This window comes from Pseudomonas sp. B111 (assembly GCF_026428275.1).
In the GTDB taxonomy this organism is placed as follows: domain Bacteria; phylum Pseudomonadota; class Gammaproteobacteria; order Pseudomonadales; family Pseudomonadaceae; genus Pseudomonas; species Pseudomonas aeruginosa.
In genome coordinates this window covers 2,135,528-2,150,859 of sequence record NZ_CP097857.1, presented here as the reverse complement: position 1 = coordinate 2,150,859, position 15,332 = coordinate 2,135,528, and the positions used below count along the sequence as shown (strand labels likewise).

Here is a 15,332-nt window from a genome sequence, read left to right as displayed (position 1 = left end):
AAAAGAAGCGCCGGCGCAGCGGCGCGGTTCAGCATTCGATGATGTTCACGGCGAGGCCGCCGCGCGCGGTTTCCTTGTATTTGCTTTTCATGTCGGCGCCGGTCTGGCGCATGGTGCGGATGACCTTGTCGAGAGAGATGAAGTGCTGGCCGTCGCCGCGCAGGGCCATGCGCGCCGCGTTGATGGCCTTCACCGAAGCCATCGCGTTGCGTTCGATGCAGGGCACCTGGACCAGCCCGCCGACCGGGTCGCAGGTCAGCCCGAGGTTGTGCTCCATGCCGATCTCGGCGGCGTTCTCGACCTGCTGCACACTACCGCCGAGCACTTCACAGAGCGCCCCGGCGGCCATCGAGCAGGCCACCCCGACCTCACCCTGGCAACCGACCTCGGCGCCGGAGATCGAGGCGTTTTCCTTGTAGAGGATGCCGATCGCCGCAGCGGTGAGCAGGAAGCGCACCACGCCGTCGTCGTCGGCCCCGGGGATGAAGCGCGCGTAGTAATGCAGCACCGCCGGAATGATCCCCGCCGCGCCGTTGGTCGGCGCGGTCACCACGCGGCCGCCGCTGGCGTTCTCCTCGTTCACCGCCAGGGCGTAGAGGTTGACCCAGTCGAGCACGCTGAGAGCATCGCGCAGGCCGGCCTCCGGCCGCTGGCACAACTGGCGGTGGAGCGCCGCCGCGCGGCGCCTGACCTTCAGTCCGCCGGGCATGATGCCCTCGTTGCGGCAGCCGGCCTCGACGCAATCCTGCATCACCTGCCAGATACGCAGCAGGCCGGCGCGGGTTTCCTCGGCGGGGCGCCAGGCCTTCTCGTTCTCGGCCATCAACTGGCTGATCGACAGGCCTTCGCGGACGCAATGGTCGAGCAGTTGCCGCGCGGTCTTGAAGGGGAACGCCAGCGGCGTGCGGTCCTCGACGATGCGGTCGAGGCCGGCGGCCTCGTCGTCGACCACGAAACCGCCGCCCACCGAGTAGTACTCGCGGCTGCGGACCTGCAGGCCGGCGGCGTCGAAGGCACGGAAGATCATGCCGTTGGGATGGTAGGCCAGCGGCTTGCGGATCAGCGCCAGGTGTTCCTTCTCGACGAAGCGGATCGGCCGCTCGCCGAGCAGGCGCAGCTCGCCGCTGGAACGGATGGTATCGAGCCGGGCGGGAATCGCGGCGGTATCCACCGTGTCCGGCTGCTCGCCCTCCAGGCCGAGCAGTACCGCCTTGTCGCTGCCGTGGCCCTTGCCGGTGGCGCCGAGCGAGCCGTACAGCTCGACCTTGACGCTGGCAGTGGCCTCCAGCAACCCCTCGCGCCTCAGCCCCTCGGCGAAGCGCGCGGCGGCACGCATCGGCCCCACGGTGTGGGAGCTGGACGGCCCGATGCCGATCTTGAACAGATCGAAGACACTCAGGGACATGCTCGTCTCCGCTTGCGGATTGGCCGCCACCACGGCGGCGTTCCTGTTCAATCAGCGTAGACCGGGAAGTGCCGGCAGAATTCGCCGACCTGGCCCCTGACCCGTTCGCCGACCTCGGGATTGTCGATATCGTCGAGGATGTCGCAGATCCAGCCAGCCAGTTCTCGGCACTCGCCCTCGCGGAAACCGCGAGTGGTCACCGCTGGGGTGCCGATGCGGATGCCGGAGGTGACGAACGGGCTCTGCGGATCGTTCGGCACGGCGTTCTTGTTCACCGTGATGTGCGCCGCTCCGAGCGCCGCGTCGGCGGCCTTGCCGGTCAGCCCCTGCTTCACCAGGCTGATCAGCATCAGGTGGTTGTCGGTGCCGCCGGAAACCACGTCGTAGCCGCGCCCGATGAACACCTCGGCCATCGCCTTGGCGTTGCGGATCACCTGCGCCTGGTAGTCCTTGAAGCCCGGCTCCAGCGCTTCCTTGAAGCACACCGCCTTGGCCGCGATCACGTGCATCAGCGGGCCGCCCTGGGCGCCGGGAAATACCGCGGAGTTGAGCCTCTTCTCGATCTCCTCGTTGGCGCGCGCCAGGATCAGGCCCCCGCGCGGGCCGCGCAGGGTCTTGTGGGTGGTGGTGGTGACTACGTCGGCGAAGGGGATCGGGTTCGGGTAGAGGCCGGCGGCGACCAGCCCGGCGACGTGGGCCATGTCGACGAACAGCAGCGCGCCGACCTTGTCGGCGATGGCGCGGAAGCGCGGGAAGTCGAGGGTCTTGGAGTAGGCGGAGAAGCCGGCGACGATCATCTTCGGCTTATGCTCCACGGCCAGGCGCTCGACTTCGTCGTAGTCGATCAGCCCGGTAGCGGTGTCCAGGCCGTACTGCACGGCGTTGTACAGCTTGCCGGAGGAGGACACCTTGGCGCCGTGGGTGAGATGGCCGCCGTGGGCCAGGCTCATACCGAGGATGGTGTCGCCGGCGTTGAGCAGCGCCAGGTACACCGCGGCGTTGGCCGAGGAACCGGAATGCGGCTGGACGTTGGCATAGTCGGCGCCGAACAGCTGCCTGGCGCGGTCGATGGCCAGCCGCTCGACCTTGTCGACGTGTTCGCAGCCGCCGTAGTAGCGCTTGCCCGGATAGCCCTCGGCATACTTGTTGGTCAGGCCGCTGCCCTGCGCCTGCATGACCCGCTTGCTGGCGTAGTTCTCCGAGGCGATCAGTTCGATGTGGTCTTCCTGCCGCCGGTCTTCGGCGTCCATCGCGGCGAGCAGTTCGTCGTCGTAGCCCTGGAGCTGGTCGTGCTTGCTGAACATGGCGCTGGCCTCTTGTCGTGTCGGTGTCAGGACGCTCGCTGGCGCGAGCGTGGCCGCGGCGCCGCTACGCAAGCGCGGCGCCGGGAAAGGGGTATCGCCGGAAACGCGAGGACGCCGCCGCTGGCGGCGCCCTCCTCGTCCGTCACTCCTCGCTGTACGCCTCGATCGGCGGGCAGGAGCAGGTCAGGTTGCGGTCGCCGTAGACGTTGTCGACGCGGCCCACCGGCGGCCAGTACTTGGCCTCCACCAGGCTGGCCAGCGGATAGGCGGCCTGCTCGCGGCTGTAGGCATGGTTCCATTCGCCGAGCAGTTCGGCGGCGGTGTGCGGCGCGTTCTTCAGCGGGTTGTCTTCCTTGTCCAGCTCGCCGCGTTCCACCGCGCGAATTTCCTCGCGGATGCGGATCATCGCGTCGCAGAAACGGTCCAGCTCGGCCTTCGACTCGCTCTCGGTGGGCTCGATCATCAGCGTGCCGGCCACCGGGAAGGACATGGTCGGCGCATGGAAGCCGAAGTCCATCAGGCGCTTGGCCACGTCGTCGACGCTGATCCCGCTGCTGTCCTTGAGCGGACGCAGGTCGAGGATGCATTCGTGGGCGACCAGGCCGTTGCCGCCGGCGTAGAGCACCGGGTAGTGCTCCTCCAGGCGGTGGGCGATGTAGTTGGCATTGAGGATGGCCATTTCCGAGGCGCGCTTGAGGCCTTCGCCGCCCATCATGCGGATGTACATCCAGGTGATCGGCAGGATGCTCGCGCTGCCGTACGGCGCCGCGCTCACCGCGCCTTCCTTGCGCTCGCCGCGAGCGTGGCCGGGGAGGAACGGCGCCAGGTGCGCGCGCACGCCGATCGGGCCGACGCCCGGGCCGCCGCCGCCGTGGGGGATGCAGAAGGTCTTGTGCAGGTTCAGGTGGGAAACGTCGCCACCAAACTTGCCCGGGGCGCACAGGCCGACCATGGCGTTCATGTTGGCGCCGTCGATGTACACCTGGCCGCCGCAGTCGTGGACGATGGCGCAGATCTCGCGGATCGCTTCCTCGAACACGCCGTGGGTGGACGGATAGGTGATCATCAGCGCGGCCAGGCGTTCCTTGTGCTCGCTGGCCTTGTTGCGCAGGTCCTCGACGTCGACGTTGCCGCGCGCGTCGCAGGCCACCACCACCACGCGCATGCCGACCATGCTGGCGGTAGCCGGGTTGGTACCGTGGGCGGAGGACGGGATCAGACAGATGTCGCGCTGGCTGTCGCCGCGGCTCTGGTGGTAGGCACGGATCGCCAGCAGGCCGGCGTACTCGCCCTGGGAGCCGGCGTTGGGCTGCAACGACACGGCGTCGTAGCCGGTGGCGGAACAGAGCATCGCCTCCAGTTCGTCGGTGAGCTGGCGGTAGCCTTCGCTCTGCTCGGCCGGGGCGAACGGGTGCAGGTTGCCGAATTCGGCCCAGGTCACCGGGATCATCTCGCTGGCGGCGTTCAGCTTCATGGTGCAGGAGCCCAGCGGGATCATCGTGCGGTCCAGCGCCAGGTCCTTGTCCGCCAGCTTGCGCAGGTAGCGCATCAGCTCGGTTTCCGAGTGATGGCGGTTGAAGATCGGGTGGCTGAGGATCGCCGACTGGCGCAGCAGCTCGACTGGCAGGCGGTCCCCGCTGCTGGCGGCAAGGGCGGCGAAGTCCGGGAGCGCCTGGCCCTCTTCGGCCAGCAGGCCCCAGAGGGTCTCCACATCGGCCTGGCGGACGGTCTCGTCGAGCGACAGGCCGAGACGGCCGGCATCGATCTCGCGCAGGTTGATCCCGGCGGCGCGGGCCTTGGCATGGATCGCCACGGTACGCGCGCCGGTGGCCAGGCTCAGGGTGTCGAAGAAATGCTTCTGCTCGACGGCCACGCCCAGGCGCTCCAGGCCGGCGGCGAGGATCGCGGTCAGCCGGTGGGTGCGCCGGGCGATGCGCAGCAGGCCCTGCGGGCCGTGGTAGACGGCGAACATGCTGGCGATGTTGGCCAGCAGTACCTGGGCGGTGCAGATGTTGCTGGTGGCTTTCTCGCGGCGGATGTGCTGCTCGCGGGTCTGCATGGCCAGGCGGTAGGCCGGCTTGCCGTGGCGGTCGATGGAGACGCCGACCAGGCGTCCCGGCATGTCCCGCTTGAAGGCGTCGCGGGTGGCGAAATAGGCCGCGTGCGGGCCGCCGAAGCCGAGCGGCACGCCGAAGCGCTGGGCGCTGCCGATGGCCACGTCGGCGCCGAACTCGCCCGGCGGGGTCAGCAGGGTCAGCGCCAGCAGGTCGGCGGCCACCGCGACCAGCGCATCGACCGCATGGAAGCGGCTGACCAGTTCGCGATAGTCGACGATCTCGCCGTCGCAGGTGGGGTATTGCAGCAACGCGCCGAAATAGGCGGAGAAGTCTTCGATGGCGCTCTCGTCGCCGACCACCACCTCGATGCCCAGCGGCTCGGCACGGGTGCGCAGCACGTCGAGGGTCTGCGGGTGGCAATGGCGGGAGGCGAAGAATGCCTGGCTGGTGCGGTTCTTCGACAGGCGCTTGCAGAAGGTCATGGCCTCGGCGGCGGCGGTCGCCTCGTCGAGCATCGAGGCGTTGGCGATCGGCAGGCCGGACAGGTCGCTGACCAGGGTCTGGAAGTTCAGCAGCGCCTCCAGGCGGCCCTGGGAGATTTCCGGCTGGTACGGCGTGTAGGCGGTGTACCAGGCCGGGTTCTCCAGGAGGTTGCGCAGGATCGGCGCCGGGGTGTGGCAGTTGTAGTAGCCCTGGCCGATGAAGGAACGCAACGCGCGATTGCGCGCGGCGATGGCCTTCAGGCTGGCCAGCGCCTCGGCCTCGCCCATGCCGGCCGGCAGGTCGAGCACGCTGCTGCCCTTGATGCTGTCCGGGATCACGTTGCCGATCAGCGTGTCCAGCGAGTCGTAGCCCAGGCGCTGGAGCATGGCCTGGGTGTCGGCGGCACGCGGGCCGATATGGCGGGCGATGAATTCGTCGTCGGTGCCCAGGTCGATGGCGCCGAGGTTCAGGTTATCGGTCATGACGGGATCCTCAGGCGTCGGCGTTGGCGTTCAGCAGGCGGTCGTAGGCGGCCTGGTCGAGCAGCTTTTCCCAGGCGCCGGCGTCGGCCGGACGGAAGCGGAAGAACCAGGCCTCGCCGAGCGGGTCCTGGTTGACCAGCTCCGGGGCGTCCGGCAGCGCGTCGTTGATCGCCACCACCTCGCCGTCCAGCGGCATCAGGATGTTGCTGGCGGCCTTGACCGACTCCAGCACCGCCACTTCACTGCCGGCGGCGTGTTCGCCGAGTTCCGGCAACTGCACGAATACCACGTCACCGAGGGCGTCCTGGGCGTAGGCGGTGATGCCGACGGTCAGCAGCCCGTCGTCGTCCTGGCGCAGCCATTCGTGGTCGGTGGTAAAGCGCAACTTGCTCATGCTGGATCCTCATTGTCAGCGGGTCGCCCGGTCGGGACGGGACTTTGTTCTGCGGCAGCCCGTAGCAAGCAGGGTGCCAAGCGGCCCCGGCCCTGTCGCCACGGGGCGTGGCCGGGCGCGGGGGAAACCCGGACAGGGCCGCCATGGAACGCTTTCGTTACAGACCCGCCGGACATTTCCCGAACCAGAGCGCAAACGCCTGATAGCAAAGGTTTTTCCGGCAATCGGAACGAATTCGTTCCACTCGTAACCGAAGCGTTACAGCCGATGGCACAGCCCCTGTCGCTGCAAGCTGGCGCGCAGGTGCTCGAGGAACGCGCGGACCTTCCGCGTGTTGCGCCGGTGCCCCGGATAGAGGACATGGATGGAGGGCCCGAACGGCCCCGGGTCGAAGTGGTAGTCGCCGAGCAGGCGCACCAGCCGCCCTTCGCCGAGCAGCGGCGCGACACTCCACTGCGGACAGAACTGCAGGCCCAGCCCGGCCAGCAGGTGGGCGAGCAGGAAGTCGTAGTTGTCGCTGGCCAGTCGCGGGCGCGGCTGGTCGATACGCTGGCGGGCGCCGTCGCGTTCCATCCACCAGAAGTTCTGGTTCAGCGAAGGGTGCTGGAAGACCAGCCAGGCGTGCCGCTCGAAGTCCTCCGGGCCTTGCGGCGCGGGTTGCCGCGCCAGGTAGGCGGGGCTGGCGCAAAGCACGATCTGGTTGGGCGCCAGCGGCCGCGCCACCAGCCCCGGCAGGTCGATGGGGCCGTCGCGCAGGCCGAGGTCGTAGCCGCCTTCGCTGAGATCGAGGAAGGTTTCGTCGAGGTCCACCCGCAGGCTGATCCGCGGATGCGCCTCGAGGAAGCTGGCGCAGGCCTGCTGGAGGAACGCCGCGGCGAACGACGGCGGCGCGGCGAGGCGCAGTTCGCCGCGCAACTCCGACTCCAGCAGTTCGATCTCCTGCCCTGCCGTGCGCAGCGTTTCCAGGGACTGGCGGGCCGCCTCCAGGTAGATCTGACCGGCCTCGGTCAGCGCCAGGCTGCGGGTGGTGCGCTCGAACAGGCGGGCACCGAGTTCCGCTTCCAGGTGGGCGACGGCCTTGGTCAGCGCCGAGGGCGTCTTGCCCAGGCGCTCGGCGCCACGGCTGAAGCTACCGGTTTCGGCAGTGGCGACGAACATCGCCAGGGCATTCAATTTGTCCATCGACTCCTTCCGTTCCGGCACAAGTGTTGTGCGCCGCGCCCGGTTCTGCCGGGCCGGCGCTTTGGCTAGTCTCGCCTTGCCCGGGCCACGCTACACAAGACCAAGAAGCAAAGGAAACCACCATGAAGCAACGGATTCCCACCCTCCTCGCCGGCGCCTGCCTGGCCATCCCCCTGCACGCCCTCGGCGCCGCCGACCTGCTGGTGGTCAACGCCAGGATCTTCACCGCCAATCCGCAGCAACCCTTCGCCGAGGCCCTGGCGGTGGAGGACGGGCGGATCCTCGCGGTCGGCGTCGAGGCCGGGCTGCGCGCCCTGGCCGATGGCGACAGCCAGGTCGTCGATCTCGGCGGCAAGCGCCTGATGCCCGGCCTGATCGACACCCATTCGCACGCGGTGTTCGGCGGCCTGGAGCTGGCCGGCGCGGACATGGGCAACGAACAGGTCGGCCTCGACGAACTGGAGCGGCGCCTGCGCGCCTGGCGCGACAACGGCAAGGCGCGACATGGCGACATGCTCAATGTCAGCGGCATGCATACCGCCTACTGGAGCCAGGTCAAGGACTTCCGCGCGCGCTTCGACCACGGCGAATGGGCCGACCAGCCGCTGGCCTTCATCGGCAGCGACCACCACACCGGCTGGGCCAACGCCGCCATGCTGAAACGCGCCGGCATCGACGCCGCGCGGGTCCGCGCCCTGCCCGAGGAACAGCGCAACACCATCGGCCACGACGCCGACGCCACCCCCAACGGCTTCCTCGCCGATGCCGGTCTCGACGCGGTGCTCGCGGTACTGCCGGCGCCGAACGCGGAACAGATGCTAGAAGCCGGACGCAGCGCGGTGCGCTACAGCAACTCGCTGGGCCTGACCGCATGGATGGACCCGGCCGCCAATGGCTCGCCGGGCGACGCCCTGTTCAGCCTCAGGCCCGACGAGAACACCGTCGGCGTGCTACCGGTCTACCAGCGGCTGGCCAAGGGCGGCGAACTCAGCGCCCACGTCGCCGCCCTCCTGGTCGCCAACCCACGCAGCCGGCCGGCCGACCTCGAGGTGCTGGACAAGGTGCGCCAGCGCTTCCTCGGCAGCCCCAACCTGACCCTGCCGGGAATCAAGGTGTTCGCCGACGGCGTACCGGAATACCCGGCGCAGACCGCCGCGCTCCTCGAGCCCTACCGCAACAGCAGGAAGACGGGCGAACTGCTGATCGACCCGGCGCACTTCGGCGAACTGGTCAGCGCCGCCGACGCCCGCGGCTGGCTGGTCCACGTCCACGCCATCGGCGACCGCGCGGTGCGCGAGGCGCTGAACGGCATGCAGCAGGCGCGGCGCGACCGCGACAGCGGCATCGCCCATTCGATCACCCACCTGCAACTGGTCAATCCCAAGGAATTCGAGCGCTTCAGGCCGCTCGGCGTGATCGCCTCGATGCAGCTGTACTGGGCCGCCGCCGACGAAACCACGGTGGACCTGATGAAGCCCTACATCAGCGCCTTCGCCTACCGCTACCAGTACCCGGCGCACTCCCTGCTGAGCAAGGGCGCGACCATCGCCGGGGCCAGCGACTGGCCGGTGTCCAGCCTGTCGCCGTGGAAGGCCATCCAGCAGGCGGTGACCCGCAAGGGCCCGCAGGGCGTGCTCAATGCCGGCGAACGCCTGGACCGCCAGACCATGTTCTACGCCTACACCCGCAACGCTGCGCGGACCATCGGCCTGGAGCGCCGGATCGGCAGCCTGGAGCCGGGCAAGCAGGCGGACTTCATCGTCCTCGACCGCGACGTGTTCGAGGTGCCGGAGACGCAACTGGGCGAAACCAAGGTGCTGAAGACCTGGTTCGCCGGCAAGCCGGTGTATTCCAGCGAGGGCTGAGCCCGCTTCAGGCGCGCGGACCGATGCCGTACTTGCGCAGGCGGTGGGCGATGGCGGTGTGCGAGGTTTGCAGGCGCGCCGCCAACTGGCGGGTCGATGGATAGCTGACGTAGAGCTTCTCCAGCAGGGCTTTCTCGAAGCCCTCCACCGCCTCCTCCAGGCTGCCCACCTCGCCGTCGTTCTGCCGCGCCACGGCGGTGCCGGCGATCTCCAGGTCGCCGATATCCACCAGGCTGCTCTCGCAGATCGCAGCGGCGCGGAAGATCACGTTCTGCAACTGGCGCACGTTGCCCGGCCAGCGGTTGCTCAGCAGCGCCGGGTAGGTGCCCGGCGCCAGCCGACACACCGGGCGCTGGATCTGCGCACAGGCCTGCTGCATGAAGTGCCGCGCCAGCAGCAGGATGTCGTGGCCGCGCTCGCGCAACGGCGGGACTTCCAGGCTGAGCACGTTGAGGCGGTAGAACAGGTCCTCGCGGAAGCTGCCCTCGGCGACCATCTTCTCCAGGTTGCGGTGGGTGGCGCTGAGGATCCGCACGTCGACCCTCACCTCGCGGTCGCCGCCGACCCGGCGGAAGCTGCCGTCGCTGAGGAAGCGCAGCAGCTTGGCTTGCAGATAGGGGGACATCTCGCCGATCTCGTCGAGGAACACCGTGCCCTGGTGGGCCAGCTCCAGCAGGCCTGGCTTGCCGCCGCGCTGGGCGCCGGTGAAGGCGCCGGGGGCGTAGCCGAACAGCTCGCTTTCGGCCAGGTTCTCCGGCAACGCCGCGCAGTTCAGCGCCAGGAACGGCGAGTTGTGCCGCGCACTCAGGGCGTGACAGCCGCGCGCCACCAGTTCCTTGCCGGTACCGGTCTCGCCGTGGATCAGCAGCGGCGCGTCGAGCGCCGCCACGCGCTGCGCACGGGTCTTCAGGGTGCGGATCGGCTGGGAATCGCCGAGGAGCATCTCGAACCCCTCGGCATGGTCATGGTGCAAGGCCGCCAGGCGCTCGCCGATGCGGTTCGGTTCGTAGAGGGTCAACAGGCCGCCGGCCAGGTGCCGCTCGCCCTCGCCCGGCCCTTCGGTGATCGGCGTGGCATCGAGCAGCAGGGCCTGGCCCATGAAGGTCACTTCGCGCAGCGGCAGGCGGAAGCCCTGCTCGACCAGCGCATCCTCCAGGGTTTCATCGTCGAACAGGCTGGCCAGCCGCTCGCCGGCCGGGTCGCGTCCGCAGCGCTCGCTGAAGGCCGGGTTGGCCAGCAGCACCAGGCCCTTGCCGTCCACCGCCAGCACCGGATCGGCCATCGCCGCCAGCAACGCATCGAGCTGCAGGCGGCGGCGCTGGCCGGGAAGGATGTCGACCACGGTCATCGCCTGCACGCCACGGATGCCCAGCAGCGCTGCGCGCAGTTCCTCCAGCACTTCGGGACTGAGGGTCGGCGCGTCGATGTAGACGTTCGGCGGCACCATTTCCACCGCATCCAGGTTCAGGTTGCGCCCGCCCAGCAGCGCCAGCACCTCCTGGGTGATGCCGACACGGTCGATGAAGGAGACGTGGATGCGCATGCGGGAACCTGGACTGCGGCGACGCTCGCCATAAAGCCGTCGATTGTACGGCCTGGCGCCGCCCAGCCCAAGGGGCCGGCGTCAGGGTACGGGGCGCAGCGTCTCGCTGCGGGTGCGGTGGCTCCAGTCGCCCTCGTCGTCCATCACGGTTTCGGTCACCAGCACTCGGCCCGGCTGCTGCGGGTCGGCCTTGTACAGCACCAGCTCGGCCTCGGCATCGTCCCAGGTGGTGGAGATGTCCGGCAGCATCCGCACCCACTGGCCGTCGCGGATTTCCAGCAGCGACGACTTGGTCCAGGTGCTGGTCCACCAGGTACGCAGCAGTTGCAGGCGCTCGCGGCCGCTGTCGTCGAGGTCGCCGAGGACGCTGAGCACCGCGCCGGTGCAACTGCCCAGCGGCTTGGGCGGGACGCGCGCGTCGGCGCTCCAGAGGTCGCAGCGGCAATCCTCGTATTCGTCGCACAAGGCGGCGCTGTTCGGCGCGTGGGCCACTACCCAGGCGAAATCCGCCTCGGTACCGGCGAAGCGGCCGCGAGCCAGCGGGGTGTACCGCGGGTCGACGGCGTAGCGGGTGATCTCGTCGCTCTCGCCGACGAAGCGCCAGGTATCGCCCGGCCCGGCGCGCTCGGCCAGGAGCAGCCCCGGATAGTTGCGCAGGCGTCCGTCGAGGCGTACCTGCTTGACGAAGCGCACCTCGTAGCGGCCTTCCTGGTCGCCCGGCACGATCTGCGGCGCAGCGACGATGCGCTGCTCGAAGTCGGGATGGCGGGCGAAGAAGGCCTGCTTGGCGGAGAGGGTGCGCTCGCGCGTCTGCGCGCGGCCATAGTAGTCCAGGCGCGGCGCATAGACCCCTTCCAGGGCCTTGCCGCTGCGCTGCCCGTGGGCGGCCTGCCAGCGCTGGAACAGGCCGAGGATTTCGCTTTCTGCGGCAGCCTGGACCAGCGCTGGGTACAGGCAGAAGAGCGCGGCGCAGAATACCGGGCGCAAGAGTCGGCGCATCGAGAACATCCTTGTCGTTCGATTGAGGCGAACGCCGATTGTCCCCTATCCGCCGACGCTGGCAAATGGCCCTGGACGATTTTTTCCGATTCCGCAACGCGGTGGGCATTGCGAATACGCTCCGGACAGCCTTCCCCCATCTCCAGGCCGCGGCACGGCGGATAACCGCAAGCGGCTATCCGCCCCACGCCAGCCAGCCGGCTCAATGCGCCGGCAACAAGGCCTGCAACCCTTCGGCAAGCTCCAGGCTCCACGCCGCGTAGTCGTGACCGCCGGGGAACTCGCGGTAGTGCAGCGGGTAGCCCTTGCCTTGCAGCGCCGCGCGCAGGCTGCGGTTGCTGCCGAGAATGCCGTCCGCCTCGGGCTCCTCGAGCAGGCCGGAACTGAGGAAGAACGTCAGCGGCAAACGCTCGCCAGCGGCGAACTGCCGTACCAGCCACTGCGGCTGCTGCTCGTCCGGCCCCCACCAGAACGAGCCGGACAGGCTCAGCACCTTGCCGAAGCGTTCCGGATAACGGTAGGCGATGCAGCCCGAGGCCAGTCCGCCGTAGCTGGAACCGGAAAGCACGCGATCGGCAGGCTCCTCGCTCAATGCATAGCGCTGCTGCAACCAGGGCAGCAGCTCATGGGCGAGCATGTCGGCGAAGGCCTCGTTGCAGGGCAGCTCACGGCCCCGGCTGCTGGCGTCGACATTGCCGACAATCACCGCCAGGGTCGGGCGGATGCGCCCGGCGGCGATCAGGTTGTCGAGGATGGTCGGGGTCGGTACGTCGCGCGCGTAGTGGTCCTCGTCGAACAGCACCAGCAGCGGATAGCGCTGGCCCTCGGGGTCGTAGCCCGGCGGCGTGTAGAGCGTCAGCTGGCGCTGGTTGGCCAGGGCCTGGCTGCTATAGCCGAGGCGCTCCACCTTGCCGCGCGGCACGTCCTTGCGCGGCTGGTCCCAGGTCTCGGCAGGGGCGCCGCCGAGCTGCACCAGCGAGGCCTGCTCGGCCCGCGGCAGCGCGCGGCTGTTGAGCCACGGCGTACGGCTCAGCGGGTCCGGCCGCGCCGCCGCCTGCAACGCCAGGCGCAAGGTGCCGCGATCGGCCTGTTGCAGGTCCGGCAGGTCGGCGCTGAGCTGGTAGGAAACCCGCGCGTCGCGGCGCAGCGGCAGGCTCAGGTAGCGCACGTCGCTGCCGGCCAGGGCCTCGAAGCGGCGGGTGTTGACCTCCGGGGTCGGCCACAGCAGGCGCACGTCGCCGGGACGCTGCTGGCGCCAGAGGAAGGTGACCAGCACACGTTCGGCATCCAGCGGCTCCACCAACGGCGTGCCCTGCTTCGCTACCTGCTTCCAGAACGCCTTCAGCGCGCCGGGGCGCTTTTCCGCAAGCTCCGCCTGCAGGCGTTGCAGGGTCGGGCTCTGCGGCGCCGGCGAATCAAGCGCCGGGGTCTGCGGGGTGAGGCGCTGGGTGGGGATCAGGGTCAGTGCGGTGTCTTCGTCGGCGCTGAAGGTCAGGCGCAGGCCCTGGCGCTCGCCGGCCTGCAGACCGAGCGACTGGCGTCCGGCCAGCTCCGTCGCGCGCAACGCCTTGCCGTCGGGCGTGGTGGCGCGCAGGCGGACGCGGCCGCGGTCGACCTCCAGGTCGAGCAACTGCAACTCGCCGGGGGCAAGGTCGAGGTAGCGCTGGCGGCTCTCGCCGGCAGCGATCTCGATGCGGCCATCGGCCAGCGGCACGGGCTGGGCGGCCTGAGCCGGGGTCAGCAGGTTGAGGAAAAGCAACAACGAGGTGGAAACGGCAGACATGGAATCTCCCTTCGAATAGGCGCCGCCATCCGGGCGGCTCACCGGAAGAGACGTACGATCACAGCGGAAATTTGCCGCTGTGATCCAGGCTAGAGCGGTTGCGCCGCGACTGGAGTAGAATCCGCCGCCTCGAAAACCGTCCGAAGGAAAATTCCGATGACCTCCCGTCTGCTGCCCGCCCTGTTGCTCTCGTCCGCATTCGCCGTCCTGGCCGGCTGCTCCACCCCGACCATCGTCACCCTCAACGATGGCCGCGAGATCCAGGCGGTGGATACCCCGCGCTATGATCGTAGTTCCGGCTTCTACGAACTGGAGCAACTGGACGGCAAGCGCACCCGCGTCAACAAGGACCAGGTGCGCAGCATCAAGGACATGTAATCCCCCGGACCCGCCATCCGCGCGGTGGCGCACTCCAGGGAAGGAGTCGAACCATGCGATCCGACCTGCACGAGGCCAACCGGCTGTCGTGGAACGCCGCCACCCGGGCGCACAACAGCCACAAGGCCGACCAGGCCGCCTTCTTCCGCAACGGCGGTTCCACGCTCTATCCCGAGGAACTGCAACTGCTCGGCCATCTCGACGGCCTGCGCCTGCTGCATCTGCAATGCAACGCCGGACAGGACAGCCTGAGCCTGGCGCGCCTTGGCGCCCGCGTCACCGGGGTCGACATCGCCGACAGCGCCATCGACTTCGCCCGCCAGCTGTCCCGCGACAGCGGCATCGCCGCCGACTTCCAGCGCGACGACATCCTCCGCTGGCTGCCCGTCGCCGCCACTCGCGGCGAACGCTTCGAACGGGTCTTCGCCTCCTACGGCACGCTGGTCTGGCTCTCCGACCTCAAGCGCTGGGCCGACGGCATCGCCCAGGTACTGGTTCCCGGCGGGCGCTTCGTCCTGGTGGAGTTCCACCCTTTCGCCCTGTACTTCGACCCACACTGGCAACCGGCCTACGACTACTTCAGCCGCGAGCCGATCGCCGAGAGCGGCGTCAGCGACTACGTCGCCGAGTCCGGCGCCAGCCTGGCGCCCTCCGGCTACCGCGCCGGCGTCGAGAACTTCAGCAACCCTCATCCCAGCTACGAGTTCCAGTGGGGCCTGGCCGATGTGATCGGCGCCCTGCTCGGCGCCGGCCTGCAACTCGAACGGCTGGAGGAATACCCCTACGCCAACGGCTGGGCCGGCTTCGACGGCATGCGCGACGGCGGCGGCGGACGCATGCTGCCGCCCGCCGATCGTCCGCGCCTGCCGCTGATGTACGGCCTCAGCGCAAGGAAACCACGATGACCGAAGAACGCCTGCTGCGCCGCGACGAAATCCCCCTGGTCTGGGAGATCGACCGCAGCGAAGTGATCGAACACCTGTATTCCGTCGAGGCCGGCCAACTGGTGCTGCGCCCCGAGTTCTACGACATGCGCGGCTGGCCGGAGGGCGAGGCCGAGCACTACACGCCGATCCTGCTCGACTGCTTCGACCGCGGCGGCTGGTTCCTCGGCCTGTTCGACCAGGGCCACCTGATCGGCGCGGTAGTCCTCGACCCGCGCCACCTCGGCCCCGAGCGCGACTGGCTGCAACTGAAGTTCCTCCACCTCAGCCACGCCTACCGCCGCCGCGGCCTCGGCGCCCACCTCTTCCACCTCGCCGCCACCCAGGCCCGCCACCTCGGCGCCAGCGCGCTCTACGTTTCGGCTACGCCGTCGCAGAACACGGTGGATTTTTATACGAGACTCGGATGCCGGCTGTGCATGGAACCGGATGAGGAGTTGTATCGGTTGGAGCCGGAGGATGTTCATCTGGTGTTCAATCTATAGTGATGCTGAGTCTCGTTGATAATCAGCA

The 15,332-nt window shown here is 69.0% G+C and carries 12 protein-coding genes; 4 read left to right on the top strand and 8 right to left on the bottom strand.

Features of this window, described 5'->3' with window-relative positions:
* Positions 1 to 28: 28 nt before the first annotated feature.
* From M6E97_RS10225 to M6E97_RS10205, 5 genes are all read right to left on the bottom strand, one after another.
* Entirely contained in the window at positions 29 to 1,405 is a 1,377-nt protein-coding gene (locus M6E97_RS10225) for an L-serine ammonia-lyase (RefSeq protein ID WP_003125878.1), read from the bottom strand.
* 47 nt (positions 1,406 to 1,452) lie between these two features.
* A complete protein-coding gene (glyA, locus tag M6E97_RS10220; RefSeq protein WP_023094711.1) occupies positions 1,453 to 2,709 on the bottom strand; it encodes a serine hydroxymethyltransferase in 1,257 nt (418 codons plus the stop codon).
* Between the two features lie 142 nt (positions 2,710 to 2,851).
* Positions 2,852 to 5,731 (bottom strand): aminomethyl-transferring glycine dehydrogenase, encoded by a 2,880-nt coding sequence (gene gcvP / locus M6E97_RS10215; RefSeq protein ID WP_031760965.1) that lies wholly within the window; start codon positions 5,729 to 5,731, stop codon positions 2,852 to 2,854.
* 10 nt (positions 5,732 to 5,741) lie between these two features.
* Positions 5,742 to 6,125 carry a glycine cleavage system protein GcvH gene (gene gcvH, locus M6E97_RS10210; RefSeq protein ID WP_003089718.1) on the bottom strand — a complete coding sequence of 128 codons (384 nt, stop codon included), beginning with the start codon at positions 6,123 to 6,125 and terminating at the stop codon, positions 5,742 to 5,744.
* 258 nt (positions 6,126 to 6,383) lie between these two features.
* On the bottom strand, positions 6,384 to 7,307 hold the full coding sequence (locus M6E97_RS10205; protein WP_003089722.1) for a LysR family transcriptional regulator: 924 nt from the start codon (positions 7,305 to 7,307) through the stop codon (positions 6,384 to 6,386).
* A 122-nt stretch (positions 7,308 to 7,429) separates the two neighbouring features.
* Here M6E97_RS10205 and M6E97_RS10200 point away from each other — a divergent pair, with 122 nt between their 5' ends.
* A complete protein-coding gene (locus M6E97_RS10200; protein ID WP_033938552.1) occupies positions 7,430 to 9,172 on the top strand; it encodes an amidohydrolase in 1,743 nt (580 codons plus the stop codon).
* 7 nt (positions 9,173 to 9,179) lie between these two features.
* Here the strand turns inward: M6E97_RS10200 and M6E97_RS10195 are convergent, their stop codons facing one another.
* From M6E97_RS10195 to M6E97_RS10185, 3 genes are all read right to left on the bottom strand, one after another.
* Positions 9,180 to 10,715 carry a sigma-54-dependent transcriptional regulator gene (locus M6E97_RS10195; protein WP_003105794.1) on the bottom strand — a complete coding sequence of 512 codons (1,536 nt, stop codon included), beginning with the start codon at positions 10,713 to 10,715 and terminating at the stop codon, positions 9,180 to 9,182.
* Between the two features lie 81 nt (positions 10,716 to 10,796).
* A complete protein-coding gene (locus tag M6E97_RS10190) occupies positions 10,797 to 11,714 on the bottom strand; it encodes a hypothetical protein (protein WP_033938550.1) in 918 nt (305 codons plus the stop codon).
* A gap of 202 nt (positions 11,715 to 11,916) precedes the next feature.
* Complete coding sequence (locus tag M6E97_RS10185) at positions 11,917 to 13,497, bottom strand: alpha/beta hydrolase (RefSeq protein ID WP_019681958.1); 1,581 nt, start codon at positions 13,495 to 13,497, stop codon at positions 11,917 to 11,919.
* Positions 13,498 to 13,653: 156 nt separating this feature from the next.
* Between M6E97_RS10185 and M6E97_RS10180 the strand changes: the two genes are divergently transcribed.
* Genes M6E97_RS10180 through M6E97_RS10170 form a run of 3 tightly spaced genes read left to right on the top strand, consistent with a single transcriptional unit; the run spans position 13,654 to position 15,304 of the window.
* Positions 13,654 to 13,875, top strand: a complete 222-nt coding sequence (locus M6E97_RS10180; RefSeq protein ID WP_003089729.1) for a YgdI/YgdR family lipoprotein — start codon at positions 13,654 to 13,656, stop codon at positions 13,873 to 13,875.
* 53 nt (positions 13,876 to 13,928) lie between these two features.
* A complete protein-coding gene (locus tag M6E97_RS10175; RefSeq protein WP_003089732.1) occupies positions 13,929 to 14,780 on the top strand; it encodes a class I SAM-dependent methyltransferase in 852 nt (283 codons plus the stop codon).
* Positions 14,777 to 15,304, top strand: coding sequence for a GNAT family N-acetyltransferase (locus tag M6E97_RS10170; RefSeq protein WP_003136315.1), 528 nt, complete (start codon positions 14,777 to 14,779; stop codon positions 15,302 to 15,304). Before M6E97_RS10175 ends, M6E97_RS10170 begins: the two co-directional genes overlap by 4 nt.
* Positions 15,305 to 15,332: the final 28 nt, after the last annotated feature.